We start from the raw sequence: 18,226 nt of genomic DNA on the forward strand, positions 1-18,226 counted from the left end.
GATGAATACGCTAGACGAACGGTTATTGAACGGGATGGATGTGTTGCATACCCCAATCTGGGTTTATGACATCCGGCATCACCACATCTACTGGGCCAATCGCGCCGCCTTGAGCGTGTGGGAAGCGAGCTCGCTGGGCGAACTGCAATCGCGCGACTTTTCGGCCGACATGGCACAGGCCATCGATCTGCTGCTGCAGCGTTACCTCGGGGATTTCCAGCAGGGGCGCAGCTACAGCGAGTGGTGGACCCTCTCCCCCAAGGGGGTCAAGAAGCAGATCTACCTGCGTCTCTCCGGCATCCAGCTGGCGGGTCGGCTGATGATGATGACCGAAGCGGTGATCGACGCCGATACCCTCTATCAGGAGTCCTCGCTCGCCACCGGCGATACCCTAGCCTGTCTGTTTGACAATCAGGGCCAGCTGGAGAGTGGCAACCACCATTTTGACATGTGTTTCGGCAACCAGATCCGCTACCTCTCCCAGCTCTTCTCCGGCAATGACGAGGCTTTCTACCAGAAGCTCTCCCGCCTCGATGAAGTGGTGGCCGAGGGGGAGTGCCGCACCCTCAAGGGGATGCGCTGGTTTCAGTACCAGTTTCGCCACATTCAGCAGGGGGCCCAGATCCTGCTCACCATGCGTGACATCACCGACCGCAAACTGGAAGAGCTGGAACACCGTCACCTGGCCTGGCACGACTCGCTGACCGGCCTGCTCAATCGCTATGGCTTGATGAAATCGCTGGAGGCCTATTGCGGGCTGGGTGGGCGTTTTGCGCTGGTGTTCATGGACTTGGACAACTTCAAGCTGGTCAACGACAACTACGGCCACAAGGCCGGTGATCGGCTGCTGGAGCGGGTTGCCGGTCGGCTCAAGCAGATCTGTCCGCGGGATGTGGAGCTGGCCCGGCTCGGTGGCGACGAATTCACCGCCCTGGTGCCGCTCAGCCACTCGAGCGATCGGGCGCAGGAGGTGGCCGACCTCATGCTCTCCCAGATGACCAAGCCGCTGCAGCTGAGCGGCGTGCCCGAGGTGACCATCGGCGGCAGCATCGGCATCGCCATCTATCCAGACGATGCGGATGACGGCGACAACCTCATCACCCGCGCCGACATGGCCATGTACCAGGCCAAGCAGTTGGGCCGGCTGCGCTGGCAGCGCTTCACTCCCAGCATGCAGCAGACTCTGCATCGCAAGCTGACCCTGAAGCAGTTCCTGGCCAAGGCCATCGGGCGGGGGGAGCTTAGCCTCTGCTACCAGCCTCAGGTGGATGTGGCGCAGGGCAAGCTGCTCGGCTACGAGGCGCTGCTGCGCTGGCACAATCCCGTGCTGGGCCACGTCTCGCCGGTGGAGTTCATCCCGTTGGCGGAAGAGATGGGGCTGATCCGCGAGATAGGCAGCTGGGTGCTGTCGACGGCGCTGGCCCAGATGGCCCACTGGCAACGGGAGTGGCGGGTGAATGTGCCGGTGTCGGTCAATCTCTCCGGCTTCCAGCTCTCTTCCGCCCTGCCTGAACTGGTGGCCCAGCAGCTCAAGGAGTTCGGGGTGGCCGCCAGCCTGCTGACGCTGGAGCTGACCGAGACGGTATTGATGTTGGACATGAAGGGGTGCATCGAGATCCTCGATGCCCTGAGCGCGCAGGGGATCAAGATTGCCATCGACGATTTCGGTACCGGCTACTCGTCGCTGGCCTATCTCAACCGGCTGCCCATCGACACCATCAAGCTGGATCGCTCCTTCGTGGTGGGCCTCAACCTGCCGGTGATCCGCGCCACCGTCGCCATGGCCACCAGCCTGGGTCTTGGCATCATGGCCGAAGGGGTGGAGGACGAGCACGAGCTCGCCGCCCTGCGTACCCAGGGCTGCCACGTGTTTCAGGGGTTCCTGTTCAGCAAGCCGATGACGGTGGCGCAGGTGGAAGAAAGCCGTTTCATGGTCAGCTGCAAGGCCGGCCGCTATCCGCTGGCAGGCTAGCGGATGACTCTGTGGCGGTGCTAATGCGAGGGGCCTTGGGCCCCTCGCTGTTTTTGGGTAGAGTGTGAACTTCGTCTCTGGAGGCAACATGAACCCGACTCTCGACCTTATTCTCGCCCATCGCTCCATTCGTCAATTCACCGCCGAGCCCATCACCGACATTCAGCTCGACCAGATCCTGAGCGCGGCCCAGGCCGCTTCCAGCTCCAGCTTCCTGCAGGCCAACAGCATCATTCGGGTGACCGACAAGGTACTGCGCAGCCGCCTGGCCGAGTTGGCGGGACACCAGGCCTACGTGGCCCAGGCCGCCGAGTTCCTGCTGTTTTGCGCCGACTACCATCGCCACTGCGAAGTGGTGCCGGATGCCCAGACCGGTTTTGTGGAGCAGCTGCTGATCGGCGCCATCGACGGTGCCCTGATGGCCCAGAATGCGCTGCTGGCAGCCCAGTCCATGGGACTTGGCGGCGTCTATATCGGCGGGATCCGCAACAATCCGGCCGCCGTGAGCGAGGCGGTGGGGCTGCCGCATCAGGTGATCCCGCTGTTCGGCCTCTGCCTCGGCCACCCCGCCCAGGCGCCCGAACAGAAACCCCGCTTGCCCCGCGCTCTGGTAGTGCATGAAAACCGCTATCAGACCGAACTGGATCGCGAACTGCTTGCCGGCTACGACCAGCAGATTGAGGCTTACTACCAGTCCCGCAGCAGCAACAACAAGCAGCAGAGCTGGAGCGGCCAGATCCGGGGCATCCTGGGCAAGGAGGCGCGTCCCTTCATGCAGGATTTCCTGCGATCCAGAGGGTTCAACCTCAAGTAATGGGCCCGATGGGCGATACTAAGGGGTAATGGCGGTGTCGCCAGCGCCGCGTGATCCTGGCTTTCCCTTGTGCTCCTGCCCGTCTGGGCACAACAAATCGGGGGCAAGCTCCGCGCTGCGGACTACCTTAACTAGGTAAGCTGTTGTAGGATCACGCAATTGGATTGGGACAGGAGTTTGGACTTCCTATGATTTTAACCTTGGTATTGCTGTCTATTGGCGCACTCCTGTTTCTGGTCATCGCCTATAACGTGGTGCAGCAATATAAGCAGAAGGCAGAGGCCGACAAGCGTCACGCCATCGCTCGCCACAAGTCGGTGGTGGATGAAACTGAAGAGATGCTGCTCAACGTCAACCTGGTGCCCTTCTCCAAGAACATAGTGTTGCTGCTGCAGCACCGGATCCTCGATGCCTATCGCGCCATCGCCTTGGTGATGCCGAGCGGTCAGCTCAAGCAGCGCATTGCCGACGTGCAGACCCAGATCAAGAACGTGCAGGAGAACTACAGCAGCCAGGATGAGGGGCACTTCAAGACCCCGGAGTCGGATCGCCAGGCCATCCAGATGCTGCAGCTGGTCAAGAAGATGCGGGCTGTGCTGCGGGTTGAACACAACAAGGGCAAGATAGATCCGCAGGGCTTTGCCCAGGAGGATCGCCGCCTCGAGCTGATGCAGCTCAAGATCAACATCGCCAACCTAGTGAAACGGGCCATGGATGCCCAGATCCAGGGGCAGTTCGGCACCTGCCGGCAGCTCTACACCAAGGGGCTTTCGGCTCTGGCCAGCGTCACCGACAAGGATCCCTACCTGATGGCCCGTGAAGAGGACATGCGGCAGGGCCTGGCCGGACTCGATGCCCACTTGCAGGAGCACAGCGAGAAAGAGCTGCAAAGCATCAAGGACAAAGAGGCGGACGAGCTGGACGTCCTGTTCCAACCCAAGAAGAAATGGTGATTATGTCGCACTCACTCGATACCACACTGGGGCCGATGGCCCCATTTGTTTGCCAGCTGTTGACCGAGCTGGAGGCCCTCGCCATCCATCCTGCCACCATCGAGGTCGACCACCTCTGCTACCGGGCCGCCACCTTGCCTGAGTACCAGGCCCTGAAGGCACAACTGGCAAGCCATGGTGACCTGCTGGTGGAGGGGATGATCGGCGGACGGCCCATCGCCACCTACCGCCTGCATCAACCGGTGCTCCACGCCGACGGCATCGTGCCCTGCATCGAGCTGGCGGCGCCCAAACCGGGTCGTAGCCACCAGGCTGGGCTGGAACATATCGAACTGGTGGTACCTTCGCTGGAGGCCTTGCTGGCGGCCCATCCCGAAGTGTCCTTCAAAACCGGCAACTTGCGTGATGAGCGCAATCCTGACGTGGCGGTGATGCTGGCCTCTGGGCAGATCAAATTTCATCTGCGCACCTTGGCCGAGGTGATTGAAGAAGAGCTGGTGAGCGGCGCCGTGGTGCCGGTGCCTGCCGGCTACTACGACCAGGCTTGATGAAACGGGGCCGCTTGACCGGCCCCGTTTCATAGCCGAGATAGCATCAGGGATGGCAGATGCGGGGGCGGGCGGGGCGTCCCTTCAAGTGGCCGAGCCAGAGGCTCAACCCCGCCGTGATGACCAGTACCAGCTCGATGCCGAGCACCAATCCCCCGAGCCCCCCTTGCTCCCAGAAAGGGTGCAGATAGAGCCCCCCCAGACTGGCTCCCAGATAGTAACCCACCAGATAGAGCGACGAGGCGAGCGCCCGGTTGTGCTCCACGTGCTGGCCGACCCAGGCGCTGGCGCAGGCGTGGGCAAGGAAAAAGCCGAAGCTCGAGATGAGCAGGCCCGACAGGATCGCGCCGAGCGAGCCGCCCAGCAGCAGGGCGCTGCCGAGCGCCATCAGGGCTATGCCGACCAGCAGCAGGCGCTGCGCGCCCCAGCGGTGGGCGCAGCGGCCGCTGAGGGAGGAGGCCACCGTCCCCGACAGATAGGTCAGAAACAGCATGCCGAGCCATTGGGTAGGCAAGGAGAAGGGGGGGCTGGCCAGCAGGAAGGTGAGGTAGCTGTATTGGTTCAGAAACACCATGAAGTTGAGGCCGCCGATGAGGTAGGCCCCCACCAGCAGCGGGTTGCCGAGGTGGCTGGCGATGGCCTGGCGAAACTGGCCCGGCTTGGCGATGACGGGCACGAAACGGGTCTGGGCCGGCAGCAGCCAGATGACCAGGGGCAGCAGCGCCAGGCTGATGAGGCCGATGCCCAGAAAAGTGTGCTGCCAGTCGCCAAACCAGCCGGCCAGCAGACCGCCGACCACCCGGCCGGTGATACCCCCCAGCGAGTTGGCGGCGATGTAGACCCCGACGGCGGAGAGCAGGGCCCGCTTGCTGAACTCTTCCCCCATGTAGGCGATGGCGGTGGCGGGCAGCCCCGCCAGCAGGACCCCCTGCAGGACCCGCAGCAGCAGCAGCTGTTCAAACTGACTGACCAGGCTGATGAGCAGGGAAAGCAGGATGGCGCCGGCCAGACTCCACAGCATGATCCGGCGCCGGCCGAAGCGATCCGCCAACCGGGCGCAGACAAGCAGCGAGACGGCGAGCCCAGCGGTGCAGCCGGCCAGGGTCCAGCCGGCCGACAGCGAGCTGACTGAGAACACCTCGGCCAGCAGCGGCAGCAGCGGGTGGGTTTGATAGAGATTGAGAAACACCAGGAAGGAGCCCAGGCTGAGGGCCAGGGTGGCGCGGATCCATTCACGACTACCGACTTCGATCATATGCAATTGTCCTGACAGCTTTGTTGCAGGTTAGTGCGCGCCAGAACATAAATATAATATATTTAAGTTATCCATCTGATAAATTGAATTGATATGGACCTGAAACAGCTCACCTATCTGCTGGCAGTGCGGGATGCCGGCTCCTTTACCAAGGCGGCCAGCGGGTTGCACGTGGCGCAGCCCGCCATCAGCATGGCCATCGCCAAGCTGGAGCAGCAGCTCGAGCTGCGCTTGTTCGACCGCCAGGATCGCAATGTGCGGCTCACCCCGGAAGGGGAGGTGCTCTGTCGCCATGCCGAGCGCCTGCTGCGCCAGATGCATCAGGCCGAGGCCGAGATGGCCGAGCTCAAGGGGCTGGAGCGCGGAGAGGTGCGCATCGGCATCCCCTACATGATGGGCTCCTATTACTTTCCGCCGATCCTGATGGCCTTCAAGCATCGCTACCCCGGCCTCAAGATCCGGGTGGAGGAGGCGGGTACTCGCGAGCTATTGAGCCGCATGGTGGACGGCTCGCTGGATCTCGCCATCCTCATCACTAGCGACCTGCCGCCGGCGCTGGAGGGGGCCCAGCTGCTGCGTGAAGAGATGTTGATGGTGGTGGGGGAGGAGCATCCGCTGCGCCAGGCCCGGAGCGTGTCGCTGAGCGAGTTCTTCGGCCAGGAGCTGGCGATGTTTCGCCGCGGCTTCTATCACCGCGAGCACATGGAAGCGCTGGCCCAGGGGCTGGGCTGCGAGCCCGACATCGCCTTTGAGAGCAACCTCATCCCGCTGCTCAAGGCGGTGGTGAAGCAGGGTTTTGCGGTGACCACCTTCTTGCGGATGGCGCTGGACGAAGAGCCAGCCCTGACCGGGATCCCGTTTGCCCCCCCGATCTTTCTCGATCTGTGCGTGGCGTGGCGGCGGGGGGATCCGCTCTCCATGGCGAACCGCGCCTTACGGGATTTTTTGCTGGCGCAGGCACAGCCATAAATGGCCAAGAAGGAAGGGCTATCAGGCAAAAGTTTGTTAGTATTAGTTCAAGTCGCCTTTAGAGCCTAACATCATGAAACTCCAACAATTGCGTTATATCGTTGAGGTTGCCAACCACAGACTGAACGTGTCGGCAACGGCAGAGAGCCTTTACACCTCTCAGCCAGGGATCAGCAAACAGGTGCGCATGCTGGAAGATGAGCTGGGGATCCAGATTTTCGAGCGCAGCGGCAAACATCTGACCCAGATCACCCCTGCTGGCCGGGATGTGATCAAGATTGCCAACGAGATCCTGGGCAAGGTGGAAAGCATCAAGTCGGTGGCGAGTCAGCACACTCACCCCGAGCAGGGTACGCTCCACATTGCGACCACCCACACCCAGGCCCGTTATGCGCTGCCCGACGTGATCAAGGGCTTCATCAAGCGCTTTCCCAAAGTCTCCCTGCACATGCACCAGGGCACGCCGACCCAGATCAGCGAAGCCGTGGTCAAGGGCCAGGCCGATTTTGCCATCGCCACCGAGGCGCTGCACCTGTACGAAGATCTCATCATGCTGCCCTGCTACCACTGGAACCGCAGCGTGATCGTGCCCAAGGGCCACCCGCTGACCCAGGTTGGCAAGCTTTCCATCGCCGACATCGCCCGCTTCCCACTGGTGACCTATGTGTTCGGCTTTACCGGCCGCTCCGAACTCGACACAGCCTTCAATCGGGCCGGCTTTGAGCCCAACATCGTCTTCACCGCCACCGATGCGGACGTGATCAAGACCTATGTCCGGTTGGGGGTGGGGATCGGCGTGATGGCGACCATGGCGCTGGATCCCCAGGTCGATACCGATCTGGTGGCGCTCGATGCCAGCCACCTGTTTGCCCACAGCACCACCAAGATAGGTTTTCGCAAGGGCTCTTTCCTGCGTACCTACATGTATGACTTCATGACCCGTTTTGCCCCGCATCTGACCCGGGATGTGGTGGAGCGGGCCATCGCCCTGCGCTCCAGCGACGACGTGGATGCCATGTTTGCCGATATCGAGCTGCCCATCCGCTAGCGCTGCGGCGATATGAGAGCAACAAAAAACGCCTCCCGATGGGAGGCGTTTTTCATGGCGACGAGCGGCGAGGCGAGATCACTTCTTGAACATGTGATCCAGCTTGTTGGCCTTGGTCGAGAGGTAGAACTCGTTGTGGGGATTGCGCCCTTCCTGCAGGGGCACCCGCTCCGCCACCGGAATGCCGAAGGATTCCATCGCCTTCATCTTGCGCGGGTTGTTAGTCATCAACTTGAGGGATTTCACCTCCAGCTGCTTGAGCATGTCGGCGCAGATGGTGTAGTCGCGCATGTCGGCGGCAAAGCCGAGTGCCACGTTGGCCTCGACGGTGTCGGCGCCTTGATCCTGCAGATGATAGGCTCGGATCTTGTTGAGCAGGCCGATGCCGCGCCCTTCCTGACGCACGTACAGCAAGACGCCGCGGCCTGCCTTGGCTATGTTTTCCAATGCAGCCTGCAGCTGGAAGCCGCAGTCGCAACGCAGACTGAACAGGGCATCGCCGGTCAGGCACTCGGAGTGAATGCGGCCCAGCACCGGCTCATCACCCGTGATATCGCCCATCACCAGTGCGGCGTGATCCTTGCCGGTGCCGGTTTCCTGAAAGCCTACCAGCGTGAAAGTGCCCCAGGGGGTCGGCAACTTGGATTTGGCCACGAGGGTAACGCTGCTCATAGGTTGCTCCTTACTACAGCTGCTTAAAAAAGGGCGGCCAGTTTAGCGCGCCTTGTGCGGAACAACCATAAGAACAAAACCTTGCACAGCTTAATGATTTGCCTGGCGGTACACAAAGAGGACAGTTGCGACTGGTTTTGCGCAAATGTGTGCCACGACGACTGCCAGGCTCGGCACATTTGGGTATAATCGGCGCCCATTACCTCATCCCCCCTGGGATGCGTGCAACAAGTGTGCAGGAGAGACGTTATGCCGCAGATGGCCCCCGTGATGACAATTGATGGCCCGAGTGGTGCAGGCAAAGGCACCCTGTGTCAGTTGCTGGCTGAAAAACTGGGTTGGCACCTGCTCGATTCCGGCGCCATCTATCGGGTGCTGGCCTTGGCCGCCCTGCATCACGATGTAGAGCTCGATGCCGAAGCTGCGCTGGTTCCCCTGGCCGCCAATCTGGACGTGCAGTTCCAGGTCGATGCCGAGCAGGTGAAGGTCGTGCTGGAAGGGGAGGATGTTTCCCGTACCATCCGTACCGAGGAAGTGGGCAATGCCGCCAGTAAAATCGCCGCCTTCCCGCGGGTGCGTGAAGCCCTGCTGCGTCGTCAGCGAGCATTTCGCCAAGCCCCCGGCCTCATCGCCGACGGCCGTGACATGGGCACCGTGGTTTTCCCGGAAGCCGAGGTGAAGATTTTCCTCGACGCCAGCGCCGAAGAACGGGCTGCTCGCCGCTATAAGCAGTTGCAAGATAAGGGCTTTGATGTTAACTTTGAGCGTCTTTTAACCGAGATTCGGGAACGTGACGATCGCGACAGAAATCGCGCCGTTGCCCCCCTTAAACCGGCAGAAGATGCTCTCGTGGTGGATTCAACCGCCATGTCCATAGACGAAGTGCTGGTAACGGTGCTTGCCTATGCAGAGCAACAACTTGGTGATGTCAGTACAAACTGATGTCAGTCGTCTGCACTATGGATGGCGCAGATAATTTAAAACAACCCCGCTTGTGCCGGATTGCAAGTGGATGTTTCATTTGTGACATAAACAATGATCGAATCTTTTGCTCAACTCTTTGAAGAGTCCCTGAACGCCGTTGAAACCCGTCAAGGTTCCATCGTCAAGGGTACTGTCGTTGCTATCGAAAATGGTTTCGTACTGGTTGACGCCGGTCTGAAATCCGAGTCCGCTATCCCGGCTGAAGAATTCAAGAACGCCATGGGCGAGCTGGAAATCAACGTAGGCGACTCCGTTGACGTGGCTCTGGACTCTATCGAAGATGGTTTCGGCGAAACCAAGCTGTCCCGCGAAAAAGCCAAGCGCCACGAAGCCTGGCTGCAGCTTGAAAAAGCTTACGAAGAGCAAGCTACCGTTATCGGTATCATCAACGGCAAGGTCAAGGGTGGTTTCACCGTTGAGCTGAACGGCATCCGTGCCTTCCTGCCGGGTTCTCTGGTTGACGTGCGTCCGATCCGTGACACCGCTCACCTGGAGAACAAAGAACTCGAGTTCAAAGTCATCAAGCTGGACCAGAAGCGCAACAACGTTGTTGTTTCCCGTCGTGCCGTGATCGAGACCGAGAACACCTCCGAGCGCGAAAGCCTGCTGGCTAACCTGCAAGAAGGTCAAGAAGTTAAGGGTATCGTCAAGAACCTGACCGACTACGGTGCATTCGTAGATCTGGGCGGTGTTGACGGCCTGCTGCACATCACCGACATGGCGTGGAAGCGCGTTAAGCATCCTTCCGAAATTGTCAACGTTGGCGACGAGATCGCAGTCAAGGTTCTGAAGTTCGACCGCGAGCGTACCCGTGTATCCCTGGGTCTGAAGCAGCTGGGCGAAGATCCCTGGGTTGCTATCGCCAAGCGTTACCCGGAGACCACCCGTCTGTCTGGCCGCGTGACCAACCTGACCGACTACGGCTGCTTCGTTGAAATCGAAGAAGGCGTGGAAGGCCTGGTACACGTATCCGAGATGGATTGGACCAACAAGAACATCCACCCGTCCAAGGTTGTTAACGTTGGCGACGTAGTTGACGTGATGGTTCTGGACATCGACGAAGAGCGTCGTCGTATCTCCCTGGGTCTGAAGCAGTGCAAATCCAACCCGTGGCAGCTGTTTGCCGAAACTCACGCCAAGGGCGACCGTGTTTCCGGCAAGATCAAGTCCATCACTGACTTCGGTATCTTCATCGGTCTGGATGGCGGCATCGACGGCCTGGTTCACCTGTCTGACATCTCCTGGAACAACCAGGGCGAAGAAGCCGTGCGTGAATTCAAGAAGGGCGACGAGATCGAAGCCGTTGTTCTGCAAGTGGACCCGGAGCGCGAGCGCATCTCCCTGGGCGTCAAGCAGATCGAAGAAGACCCGTTCAATAAGTACCTGTCTGACAACAAGAAAGGTGCTATTGTGAAGGGTAAGGTTACCGAGGTTGATGCCAAGGGTGCCGTGATCGAACTGGCTGATGGCGTAGAAGGCTACCTGCGTGCCTCCGACGCTGCTCGTGACCGCGTAGAAGACGCCACTCTGGTGCTGTCTGTTGGTGACGAAGTTGAAGCCAAGTTCATGGGTGTTGACCGCAAGAACCGCACTGTAAGCCTGTCTGTCCGCGCTAAGGACGAGGCTGATGAGCGTGTTGCTATCGACAGCCTGAACCAACAAGAAGAAGTTGTGTTCAGCAATGCCATGGCTGAAGCGTTCAAAGCCGCCAAGGGTGAATAATCCTTGATGCAAGAAAAGGGCGGCGTGTCACGCCGCCCTTTTTTATCATTGGCGTAATGAATATTGCATGTGATCGGGGAAGGAGATTTAACGTTATGACCAAATCAGATCTCATCGAACAATTGGCTGCCAGCCGCATGCATATGCCGGCCAAGGATGTCGAAGCTGCCATCAAGGAGATCCTTGAGCAGATGGCATCGACTTTGCAAAACGGCGACCGGATTGAAATCCGCGGATTTGGAAGTTTTTCACTGCACTATCGTGCCCCCCGCGTGGGCCGCAACCCCAAAACCGGGGACAAGGTTGAATTGACCGGGAAATATGTTCCCCATTTCAAACCTGGCAAAGAGTTACGCGAGCGAGTGAACATCGCTGAATAATGCAGAAAATGGCATACTTGGGTATGCCTTTTTTGTTTTTATGGTTTGCCTTGTGGCAATGGTCCGGTTTCTCCAAGTCTTTTCCCATTCGCTCTAGAGTCTGCCGGTGATTTTAAGGATAATCAGCCTTTCATTAGATACTGACAGGGAGCTCCTATGAAGCGTATCTTGGCCCTCATTCCACTGGTGCTGGTGTTTATTCTGACCCTGGCCGTCGGTTCGCAAAATGGCCAGCTGGTGCAGTTCAACTATCTGATTGCCCAGGGCGAGTTTTCACTCTCCATGTTGCTGGGATTCTTTTTTGGTGGTGGCTTCCTGCTGGGCTGGCTGGTATTCGGTCTCTTGTTCCTGCGTCTGAAGATGCAGAATCGCACTCTCAATCGCACCATGCGCCGTCAATCCCGCGAGTTGGAGCTGGCTCGGTCGGCTGCCAAGGAATAATGTCCCTCGATGCTTGAACTGCTTTTCCTGCTGTTGCCCATTGCTGCCGGCTACGGCTGGTACATGGGGCGCAGGAGTGTTCGCCAGGACACCCAGAAACAGAGTAACCAGTTTTCCCGCCAGTACGTGGCGGGCCTCAATTATTTGTTGTCCGATGAGTCAGACAAGGCGGTGGATCTCTTTATCCAGCTGCTGGAAGTGGACAGCGAAACCATCGAAACCCACCTCTCCCTCGGCAACCTGTTTCGCCAGCGTGGCGAGGTGGACCGCGCCATCAAGATCCACCAGAACCTGGTGACCCGCCAGCTGACCCGTGAGCAGCGCCAGCTGGCGTTGCAGGAGCTGGCGCGCGACTTTCTTGCTGCCGGTCTGCTGGACAGGGCCGAGGCGCTCTGGAACGAGCTGTGCGATGACAGCGACTATGAAGAGACGGCGCTGGCCCAGCTGTTGATCATTCATCAGCAACTGCGGGATTGGGACAAGGCCATCGAGGTGGCGGTACGGCTGCAGAAATTTCAGGGCAAGAAGCTGGCCGAGCCCATTTCCCATTTTTATTGCGAGCAGGCAGAGAGCGCCTTGCGTGAAGGGGACAAACCCGCCGGGCTTGCCAAGCTCAAGCGGGCGCTCAGCGTCAATCCAGCCTGTGCCCGTGCCAGCCTGCGTCTGGCAGAGCTGGCCATGGCAGCAGGGGAATACGAGCAGGCCAGCAAGGATCTCTTGCGGGTGTTCGAGCAGGATATCGACTTTGCCTCCGAAGCCATTCCCTCCCTCAACGAGTGCTATCAGCGTCTGGGTCGTGCCCACGATCTCATTCCACTGCTGGAGCAGGCGGTGGAGGATCATGCCGGCGTCAGCGTGACGCTGGCACTGGCCAAGCTGGTAGAAGAGCGCGACGGCCTGAGTCAGGCCCGTGCGCTGGTGCTGCGCCAATTGCGTCGTCATCCCTCCATGAAGGGCTTCTATCAGCTGGTGGGGTTCCAGCTGGCGAGCGCAGAGGAGGGGCCCGCCAAGGAGAGCCTTGAGCTCTTGCAGCAGCTGGTTGGCGAGCAGATCAAGATCAAATCCACCCACAAGTGCCGGCAGTGCGGTTTTGCAACCCACTCCCTGTTCTGGCAGTGTCCCTCCTGTCGCCAGTGGGGGTCCATCAAGCCGATCCGCGGCCTGGACGGGGAGTAAGAGCCACCACAAGATCATGAGCTAGGCCCCTGCGGCCTGGTGTTTTCAGGTCGAACCGGAGCCAAGCTCCGGGCGGCGAATAACCATCGATAGGAAGTGAGATGCTAGATCCCAAAGTACTGGTTGCGCTGGATTATCAGCACGAGGCCGATGCCTTCGCCTTCATTGAACGTATCTCCCCGGCCCAGTGCCGTCTCAAGGTAGGCAAGGAGATGTTTACCCTGTTTGGCCCCCAGTTCGTGCGTCAGCTGGTGGCCAAGGGATTTGATGTCTTTCTGGATCTGAAGTTTCACGACATTCCCAACACCGTCGCCAAGGCGGTAGCCGCCAGTGCCGAGCTCGGCGTCTGGATGGTAAACGTGCACGCCAGCGGTGGCGAGCGGATGATGCGGGCCGCCAAGGAGGCGCTGCTGCCTTATGGCGACAAGGCGCCGCTGCTTATCGGGGTGACCGTGCTGACCAGCATGGAGCAGGCCGACATGGCGCCGCTGGGGCTCACTGTCGGCCCGGCCGAGCAGGTGATCCGGCTGGCCAAATTGACCAAGGAGGCGGGGCTCGATGGGGTGGTCTGCTCCGCCGAAGAGGCGCGTGAATTGAAGGCGCTGCTCGGCGCCGACTTCAAGCTGGTGACGCCGGGGATCCGTCCCACTGGCTCGGCAGCCGGGGATCAACGCCGGGTCATGACACCGCTGGCGGCGGTGGAGGCGGGGGCCGACTATCTGGTGATTGGCCGCCCCATCACCCAGGCGGCCGATCCTGCCGCCATGCTGGCAGGCATCAACGCAGAGCTGGCAAATCGATAACGGACTGGATGCCGGCCCGATGGGGCCGGCATTGCATCAGGGCCGAGTCACTCCTTGGGAGCGGGCTCGCGCAGGGTGATCGGGAGCAGGCCGAGTAGCAGGCCGGCGCCCGAGCCAATCAGATGTGATTCAATGTGTACCCTGGCGCCGATGAGGGCGGACACCGGGCTCTCTCCTGCACTGTAGAAGTCCACTCCGAGCTTGATCGCCACCCCTGCCAGCATCAACCAGCCGGAGTAGCGGCGATAGCGGATATCCTGCAGCGCCCCCCAGACGAACAGGCCGTGCAGCGCGCCCGACAATCCCATATACCACTGGGTCTGCGGACACCACCACCAGATACCGAGCCCGACGGCGGAGCCGAGCAACAACAGCAGCAGCGGCAGCCGACAACCGGTCAGGTATTCGCGAAACAGGCTGTAAAGTACCCACAACCCGCTCAGATTGAGCAGCAGGTGCCACAGATTGGTGTGGGCCACATTGCCTGTTATGATGCGCCACCCTTCACCCTGGGCTATCAGGGTGCGATCGAAGGAGAGCTGGTGATTCGGCACGATGAAAAAGAGCAGCAAACTGGCGAGTGAAAGCGTGATGACCCAGAGCAATCCTGATTTTTCTGACAACATGAAACAGTCCGACGACAACAAGAGCCGCTACTGTACACGTTGCACCAGAGCCCTCAAAGCCTGTCTGTGTGATTATATTCGGCAGGTGCCGCATCTCGCCCCTCTCCATATTTTGCAGCATCCAAGCGAAGTCGGGCATCCCAAGGGGACCGCCATCCTGCTGGCCGCCTCGCTGGCGCAGGCCAGCCTGCATGTGGGCGAACAGGTGGCTGACGTTCCCGAGCTGGCGGCCTTGCTGGCCGATCCCGCGCTGCAGTGTTATCTGCTGTGGCCGGATGAGGAGGCCATCTCGCTTGCCAGGGTGCGGGAGAGGGAGGCGGCCGAGCCGGCTCGCCGGGTCTGTTTTTTGCTGCTCGATGGCACCTGGCGCAAGGCCTACCGGATGCTGCACAGCAACCCTGAGTTGCAGCAGCTGCCGCGGGTAAAGCTGGATGCCGTCGCGGGGCAATATTCCATTCGCAAGAAGCCGTTTCCAGAGGCGCTGTCGACCCTGGAAGCGGGCTACCATCTGTTGTCGCAGTGGGAGAGGGCGACCGATCGCTTCGCCCCGCTGATGGCCCTTTTTACCCATTTGAACCGGCAGTGGCACGATTTTGCCCAGGGCCGGCGCAGTTGAACTGCCCAGAGGAGAGTTATTCGTGAAAAAAGCCGTCGTGGTATTCAGTGGTGGTCAAGACAGCACCACCTGCCTGGTCCAGGCCTTGTCCCGTTATGACGAGGTGCACGCCATCACCTTCGATTATGGCCAGCGCCATCGGGAAGAGATCGAAACGGCGCGCCGTCTGGCCAGTGGGCTCGGCATCGCCGCCCACAAGGTGATGGACGTGACCATGCTGGGCGAGCTGGCCATCTCGGCCCTGACCCGGGACGAGATCCCGGTGAGCTTCGAGCTGCAGGACAACGGCCTGCCCAATACCTTCGTACCGGGCCGCAACATCCTGTTCCTCACCCTGGCCGCCATCTACGCCTACCAGGTGGGTGCCGAGGCGGTGATCACCGGGGTGTGCGAGACCGATTTCTCCGGTTACCCGGATTGCCGTGACGAGTTCGTCAAGGCGCTCAATCAGGCCGTCTCGCTGGGGCTGGATCGCGCCATTCGCTTCGAGACCCCGCTGATGTGGCTTGACAAGGCCGAGACCTGGGCACTGGCGGATCACTACGGCCACCTCGACACCGTGCGCCAGCAGACGCTCACCTGTTACAACGGCATTGCCGGCGACGGTTGCGGTGCCTGTCCGGCTTGCGATCTGCGCAGCCGTGGCCTGCAGCAGTACCTGGCCGACAAGGCGGGCGTGACGGCACGCTTGCACCAAAAAACCGGGCTGGGCGAGAAAAGCGGATGCTGAGCCTGCGTCTCGGCCATGCTTGGGGTATAATCCGCGACTTTTGCAACCAGCCGTGACCAAGATGCACTACCCAATCAACGAGATATTCCAGACCATCCAGGGGGAGGGGGTCTTCACCGGCCTGCCCGCCATCTTCGTTCGCCTGCAGGGCTGCCCGGTGGGGTGCCCCTGGTGCGATACCCGTCATACCTGGGTGGTCGATCCTGCTCGTGAAGTGGGGGTACAGGCGGTACTCGACTGCTCCAACGAATCCGATGGCTGGAGCAAGATGAGCACGGAGCAGATCCTGGCCAGCTTCCAGCAGCTCGGTTATCAGGCGCGCCACGTGGTGATCACGGGTGGGGAGCCCTGCCTCTATGATCTGCAGGATCTTTCTGCCGCTCTGATTGAGGCGGGTTATCAGGTGCAGATCGAAACCAGCGGTACCAGCGAGATCCAGACCCATGAGCAGACCTGGGTCACCGTATCCCCCAAGATCAATATGAAGGGAGGGCTGCCGGTGCTGGTCTCTGCCCTCGAGCGGGCCAACGAGATCAAGCATCCGGTGGCCACCGAGCGCCATGTGGAGGAGCTCGATGCGCTGCTGGCCACCGCCCGCTTGCGTGAAAACGTGGTGATCGCGCTGCAACCCATCAGCCAGAAACCCAGGGCCACTCAATTGGCGATGGCAACCTGCATTGCCCGCAATTGGCGGCTCTCCATCCAGACCCATAAATATCTGGATATCGATTGAGATGGAGTGGTTGTCCGACGAGCGGGTATTGTTGTCCCTGGCCAACAAGATGCCTTACGGCAAATATCGGGGACGTCGCATCATCGATATTCCGGAGCCTTATCTGGTGTGGCTGGCCCGCACCGGTTTTCCCGCCGGTTCACTTGGTCAAACGCTGGCGCTGGCCTATGAAATCAAGCTCAACGGGCTGGAATCCATGATTGTTCCCATTATTAACAGGATGTCGGTATGAGGATATATACGAGGCAGGGCGACAAGGGCATGACTCGCCTGGCCGATGGGCTGCAACTGGCCAAAGACGATATGCGGGTAGAAACCTATGGTTATATTGATGAATTAAATTCTCATATAGGTCTTCTTATTGCCGAGGTGCCTGCGGCCGAAACCGGATTATTGGCTGACTTGTTATTATTGCAACAGGAATTGTTCGATCTGGGCGGGGAGCTGGCATTTTCCAGCGCCGCTCAGGAAGCTGCCATCTGGCAGGTGAATAATGAGTGGACCTTGCGGCTGGAGCAACAAATTGATGCCTACAGCGCCAATTTACCTGTGCTGCGCAATTTTATTTTGCCCAGTGGTTCCCGTGCGGCGGCGCAAGCCCATGTGGTGCGAACCCTCACCCGGCGCTGCGAGCGTCTGCTGCTGACCCTGAGCCGCAGCGAGCAGCTCAATCCGGCCATTTTGCCCTACATGAACCGGCTGAGTGACTGGTTTTTCACCATTGCCCGCTACCTGCTGGCCTGTACGGCGACCCCAGAAGTGCTCTGGGTCAAGGCGGCAGAGCGGGGCTGATAGCTAAGCTACAGACAATAAAAAACCTCGCGATGCGAGGTTTTTTATTGCGCCGATGCGGCTTTATCAGATGGCAAATTCTTCGACGGATTTACCTTCGGCAACGGCCTTGGCAATCACGGAAGGCATGCGGCCCTGGCCGGTCCAGGTTTTTTCCACGCCGTTGTCCATATAACGGTATTTGGCCGGGCGGGGAGCACGTTTGCCCTTGCTGGCTTTGGCGGGTTCAACGGCCACGGTACCAACCAATTCGGCCGGATCGATGCCGGCGGCTTTCAGCATTTCGGCATATTCGTTAATTTTGCGCAGATGTTCTTCGCGAGCCTGACGCTCGGCGGCTTCATCCTGCTGGCGCTCGCTGACAATAGCGGAGAGCTTTTCCAGACCTTCTTCCAATTGTTCCAGTGTCAGCTCACGGCAAGCGGCACGCAGGCTACGGACATTCAGCAGGACTTTCAAAAATTCGTTCATAGTGTTCACCACGCGAGCAAAAGAGTGAATTAAATAGATATAGTAATTTTGGCTAATTTATACGGCCATTTATGATCAAGTCAAGTCAGCTGAATTAATAAATTCATAGTGGAAATTAAGTGATCTATTTTGGATTCAGGCCCGATTCAGCAATATTGGCAACATACATACTCGACTGAGTTCTTGATAGATGAAAATAGCGACAAAATCATAATGTTTGCACCATTTGACTACCACCATGCCATTTTAAGCCACGCCATTTGGTGATTTAATCAAAAAACTTGCTATAACGTGCCGGCACGATAAAATGTGCCTCGAATACCTTTAAGTAGAGGCGCGCTGCCTATGACTACTTGTGCGGAGGGTGATGCCTGTGATGCACGAGGAAAGGAGTCAGCGCCGAAGTGGCCAGGCCATCATACCGGGCTGCTGGTTCTGCATCTAATAGGTGCAGGACTGCCATAGTCATCCACTATGGAGCGCTACCTGAAGGGGCTGAGGAGTATTACCTCCCCATGGGT

21 protein-coding genes and 1 riboswitch are annotated in these 18,226 nt (G+C 59.5%); of the genes, 17 read left to right on the forward strand and 4 right to left on the reverse strand.

The window, feature by feature from the left end:
* Nucleotides 1-34: 34 nt before the first annotated feature.
* The 4 genes from ACPW75_RS06360 (at nucleotide 35) to ACPW75_RS06375 (ending at nucleotide 4,287) form a co-directional block, all read left to right on the forward strand.
* Nucleotides 35-1,972: a putative bifunctional diguanylate cyclase/phosphodiesterase gene (locus ACPW75_RS06360; RefSeq protein ID WP_425904467.1), complete on the forward strand. Its 1,938-nt coding sequence runs from the start codon at nucleotides 35-37 to the stop codon at nucleotides 1,970-1,972.
* An 88-nt stretch (nucleotides 1,973-2,060) separates the two neighbouring features.
* Complete coding sequence (gene nfsA / locus ACPW75_RS06365) at nucleotides 2,061-2,786, forward strand: oxygen-insensitive NADPH nitroreductase (protein ID WP_077096720.1); 726 nt, start codon at nucleotides 2,061-2,063, stop codon at nucleotides 2,784-2,786.
* Nucleotides 2,787-2,974: 188 nt separating this feature from the next.
* Nucleotides 2,975-3,739, forward strand: coding sequence for a DNA repair ATPase (locus tag ACPW75_RS06370; RefSeq protein WP_011705685.1), 765 nt, complete (start codon nucleotides 2,975-2,977; stop codon nucleotides 3,737-3,739).
* On the forward strand, nucleotides 3,733-4,287 hold the full coding sequence (locus ACPW75_RS06375) for a VOC family protein (RefSeq protein ID WP_179101454.1): 555 nt from the start codon (nucleotides 3,733-3,735) through the stop codon (nucleotides 4,285-4,287). The genes ACPW75_RS06370 and ACPW75_RS06375 overlap by 7 nt, the downstream gene beginning before the upstream one ends.
* 46 nt (nucleotides 4,288-4,333) lie before the next feature.
* Here ACPW75_RS06375 and ACPW75_RS06380 read toward each other — a convergent pair whose 3' ends face one another.
* Nucleotides 4,334-5,542, reverse strand: coding sequence for an MFS transporter (locus tag ACPW75_RS06380; RefSeq protein ID WP_252410920.1), 1,209 nt, complete (start codon nucleotides 5,540-5,542; stop codon nucleotides 4,334-4,336).
* Nucleotides 5,543-5,635: 93 nt separating this feature from the next.
* Between ACPW75_RS06380 and ACPW75_RS06385 the strand changes: the two genes are divergently transcribed.
* Both ACPW75_RS06385 and cysB read left to right on the forward strand, forming a co-directional pair.
* Nucleotides 5,636-6,511, forward strand: coding sequence for a LysR family transcriptional regulator (locus ACPW75_RS06385; protein ID WP_077096925.1), 876 nt, complete (start codon nucleotides 5,636-5,638; stop codon nucleotides 6,509-6,511).
* Nucleotides 6,512-6,584: 73 nt separating this feature from the next.
* Complete coding sequence (cysB, locus tag ACPW75_RS06390; RefSeq protein WP_010634254.1) at nucleotides 6,585-7,559, forward strand: HTH-type transcriptional regulator CysB; 975 nt, start codon at nucleotides 6,585-6,587, stop codon at nucleotides 7,557-7,559.
* Between the two features lie 78 nt (nucleotides 7,560-7,637).
* On the opposite strand, the gene ribA is transcribed toward cysB, so the two are convergent.
* Nucleotides 7,638-8,231: a GTP cyclohydrolase II gene (ribA, locus tag ACPW75_RS06395; protein ID WP_010634253.1), complete on the reverse strand. Its 594-nt coding sequence runs from the start codon at nucleotides 8,229-8,231 to the stop codon at nucleotides 7,638-7,640.
* Nucleotides 8,232-8,480: 249 nt separating this feature from the next.
* On the opposite strand from ribA, the gene cmk reads away from it, so the two are divergent.
* The 6 genes from cmk to pyrF all read left to right on the forward strand — a co-directional run bounded on the left by cmk (nucleotide 8,481) and on the right by pyrF (nucleotide 13,737).
* Nucleotides 8,481-9,173 carry a (d)CMP kinase gene (cmk, locus tag ACPW75_RS06400; RefSeq protein WP_011705689.1) on the forward strand — a complete coding sequence of 231 codons (693 nt, stop codon included), beginning with the start codon at nucleotides 8,481-8,483 and terminating at the stop codon, nucleotides 9,171-9,173.
* A 93-nt stretch (nucleotides 9,174-9,266) separates the two neighbouring features.
* Nucleotides 9,267-10,937 carry a 30S ribosomal protein S1 gene (gene rpsA / locus ACPW75_RS06405; protein ID WP_011705690.1) on the forward strand — a complete coding sequence of 557 codons (1,671 nt, stop codon included), beginning with the start codon at nucleotides 9,267-9,269 and terminating at the stop codon, nucleotides 10,935-10,937.
* Nucleotides 10,938-11,032: 95 nt separating this feature from the next.
* Nucleotides 11,033-11,317 (forward strand): integration host factor subunit beta, encoded by a 285-nt coding sequence (ihfB, locus tag ACPW75_RS06410; protein WP_011705691.1) that lies wholly within the window; start codon nucleotides 11,033-11,035, stop codon nucleotides 11,315-11,317.
* A gap of 156 nt (nucleotides 11,318-11,473) precedes the next feature.
* Entirely contained in the window at nucleotides 11,474-11,758 is a 285-nt protein-coding gene (locus tag ACPW75_RS06415) for a LapA family protein (protein ID WP_011705692.1), read from the forward strand.
* 9 nt (nucleotides 11,759-11,767) lie between these two features.
* Nucleotides 11,768-12,934, forward strand: coding sequence for a lipopolysaccharide assembly protein LapB (lapB, locus tag ACPW75_RS06420; protein WP_077096923.1), 1,167 nt, complete (start codon nucleotides 11,768-11,770; stop codon nucleotides 12,932-12,934).
* 101 nt (nucleotides 12,935-13,035) lie between these two features.
* Nucleotides 13,036-13,737 (forward strand): orotidine-5'-phosphate decarboxylase, encoded by a 702-nt coding sequence (pyrF, locus tag ACPW75_RS06425; protein ID WP_049049063.1) that lies wholly within the window; start codon nucleotides 13,036-13,038, stop codon nucleotides 13,735-13,737.
* Nucleotides 13,738-13,784: 47 nt separating this feature from the next.
* Here pyrF and rrtA read toward each other — a convergent pair whose 3' ends face one another.
* Entirely contained in the window at nucleotides 13,785-14,363 is a 579-nt protein-coding gene (rrtA, locus tag ACPW75_RS06430) for a rhombosortase (RefSeq protein WP_225319234.1), read from the reverse strand.
* On the opposite strand from rrtA, the gene ACPW75_RS06435 reads away from it, so the two are divergent.
* The 5 genes from ACPW75_RS06435 (at nucleotide 14,293) to ACPW75_RS06455 (ending at nucleotide 17,234) form a co-directional block, all read left to right on the forward strand.
* The gene (locus ACPW75_RS06435; protein WP_077096921.1) at nucleotides 14,293-14,979 is read left to right on the forward strand and encodes a tRNA-uridine aminocarboxypropyltransferase; all 687 of its coding nucleotides are present in this window, start codon (nucleotides 14,293-14,295) and stop codon (nucleotides 14,977-14,979) included. The two genes, rrtA and ACPW75_RS06435, sit on opposite strands and share 71 nt — an antisense overlap.
* 22 nt (nucleotides 14,980-15,001) lie before the next feature.
* On the forward strand, nucleotides 15,002-15,709 hold the full coding sequence (gene queC, locus ACPW75_RS06440; protein WP_077096919.1) for a 7-cyano-7-deazaguanine synthase QueC: 708 nt from the start codon (nucleotides 15,002-15,004) through the stop codon (nucleotides 15,707-15,709).
* Nucleotides 15,710-15,770: 61 nt separating this feature from the next.
* Nucleotides 15,771-16,442, forward strand: coding sequence for a 7-carboxy-7-deazaguanine synthase QueE (gene queE / locus ACPW75_RS06445; RefSeq protein WP_016350442.1), 672 nt, complete (start codon nucleotides 15,771-15,773; stop codon nucleotides 16,440-16,442).
* A 1-nt stretch (nucleotide 16,443) separates the two neighbouring features.
* Nucleotides 16,444-16,674, forward strand: coding sequence for a DUF3820 family protein (locus tag ACPW75_RS06450; protein WP_005299948.1), 231 nt, complete (start codon nucleotides 16,444-16,446; stop codon nucleotides 16,672-16,674).
* Nucleotides 16,671-17,234: a cob(I)yrinic acid a,c-diamide adenosyltransferase gene (locus tag ACPW75_RS06455; protein WP_011705700.1), complete on the forward strand. Its 564-nt coding sequence runs from the start codon at nucleotides 16,671-16,673 to the stop codon at nucleotides 17,232-17,234. The genes ACPW75_RS06450 and ACPW75_RS06455 overlap by 4 nt, the downstream gene beginning before the upstream one ends.
* Before the next feature lie 66 nt (nucleotides 17,235-17,300).
* Here ACPW75_RS06455 and ACPW75_RS06460 read toward each other — a convergent pair whose 3' ends face one another.
* Nucleotides 17,301-17,705 (reverse strand): H-NS family nucleoid-associated regulatory protein, encoded by a 405-nt coding sequence (locus tag ACPW75_RS06460; RefSeq protein ID WP_011705701.1) that lies wholly within the window; start codon nucleotides 17,703-17,705, stop codon nucleotides 17,301-17,303.
* A gap of 321 nt (nucleotides 17,706-18,026) precedes the next feature.
* Nucleotides 18,027-18,198, forward strand: a riboswitch (Lysine riboswitch).
* Nucleotides 18,199-18,226: the final 28 nt, after the last annotated feature.

The organism is Aeromonas sp. FL131, from assembly GCF_049860615.1.
GTDB lineage: Bacteria > Pseudomonadota > Gammaproteobacteria > Enterobacterales > Aeromonadaceae > Aeromonas > Aeromonas hydrophila.

Coding starts and splice junctions, on each gene's coding strand:
- ACPW75_RS06455 (WP_011705700.1), top strand. CDS start 16,671: ATGAGGATATATACGAGGCAGGGCGACAAGGGCATGACTCGCCTGGCC.
- lapB (WP_077096923.1), top strand. CDS start 11,768: ATGCTTGAACTGCTTTTCCTGCTGTTGCCCATTGCTGCCGGCTACGGC.
- cmk (WP_011705689.1), top strand. CDS start 8,481: ATGCCGCAGATGGCCCCCGTGATGACAATTGATGGCCCGAGTGGTGCA.
- ACPW75_RS06415 (WP_011705692.1), top strand. CDS start 11,474: ATGAAGCGTATCTTGGCCCTCATTCCACTGGTGCTGGTGTTTATTCTG.
- pyrF (WP_049049063.1), top strand. CDS start 13,036: ATGCTAGATCCCAAAGTACTGGTTGCGCTGGATTATCAGCACGAGGCC.
- ACPW75_RS06380 (WP_252410920.1), bottom strand. CDS start 5,542: ATGATCGAAGTCGGTAGTCGTGAATGGATCCGCGCCACCCTGGCCCTC.
- ihfB (WP_011705691.1), top strand. CDS start 11,033: ATGACCAAATCAGATCTCATCGAACAATTGGCTGCCAGCCGCATGCAT.
- rpsA (WP_011705690.1), top strand. CDS start 9,267: ATGATCGAATCTTTTGCTCAACTCTTTGAAGAGTCCCTGAACGCCGTT.
- ACPW75_RS06435 (WP_077096921.1), top strand. CDS start 14,293: ATGAAAAAGAGCAGCAAACTGGCGAGTGAAAGCGTGATGACCCAGAGC.
- ACPW75_RS06370 (WP_011705685.1), top strand. CDS start 2,975: ATGATTTTAACCTTGGTATTGCTGTCTATTGGCGCACTCCTGTTTCTG.
- queE (WP_016350442.1), top strand. CDS start 15,771: ATGCACTACCCAATCAACGAGATATTCCAGACCATCCAGGGGGAGGGG.
- rrtA (WP_225319234.1), bottom strand. CDS start 14,363: ATGTTGTCAGAAAAATCAGGATTGCTCTGGGTCATCACGCTTTCACTC.
- ACPW75_RS06385 (WP_077096925.1), top strand. CDS start 5,636: ATGGACCTGAAACAGCTCACCTATCTGCTGGCAGTGCGGGATGCCGGC.
- ACPW75_RS06375 (WP_179101454.1), top strand. CDS start 3,733: ATGGTGATTATGTCGCACTCACTCGATACCACACTGGGGCCGATGGCC.
- ACPW75_RS06360 (WP_425904467.1), top strand. CDS start 35: ATGGATGTGTTGCATACCCCAATCTGGGTTTATGACATCCGGCATCAC.
- ribA (WP_010634253.1), bottom strand. CDS start 8,231: ATGAGCAGCGTTACCCTCGTGGCCAAATCCAAGTTGCCGACCCCCTGG.
- ACPW75_RS06460 (WP_011705701.1), bottom strand. CDS start 17,705: ATGAACGAATTTTTGAAAGTCCTGCTGAATGTCCGTAGCCTGCGTGCC.
- cysB (WP_010634254.1), top strand. CDS start 6,585: ATGAAACTCCAACAATTGCGTTATATCGTTGAGGTTGCCAACCACAGA.
- ACPW75_RS06450 (WP_005299948.1), top strand. CDS start 16,444: ATGGAGTGGTTGTCCGACGAGCGGGTATTGTTGTCCCTGGCCAACAAG.
- nfsA (WP_077096720.1), top strand. CDS start 2,061: ATGAACCCGACTCTCGACCTTATTCTCGCCCATCGCTCCATTCGTCAA.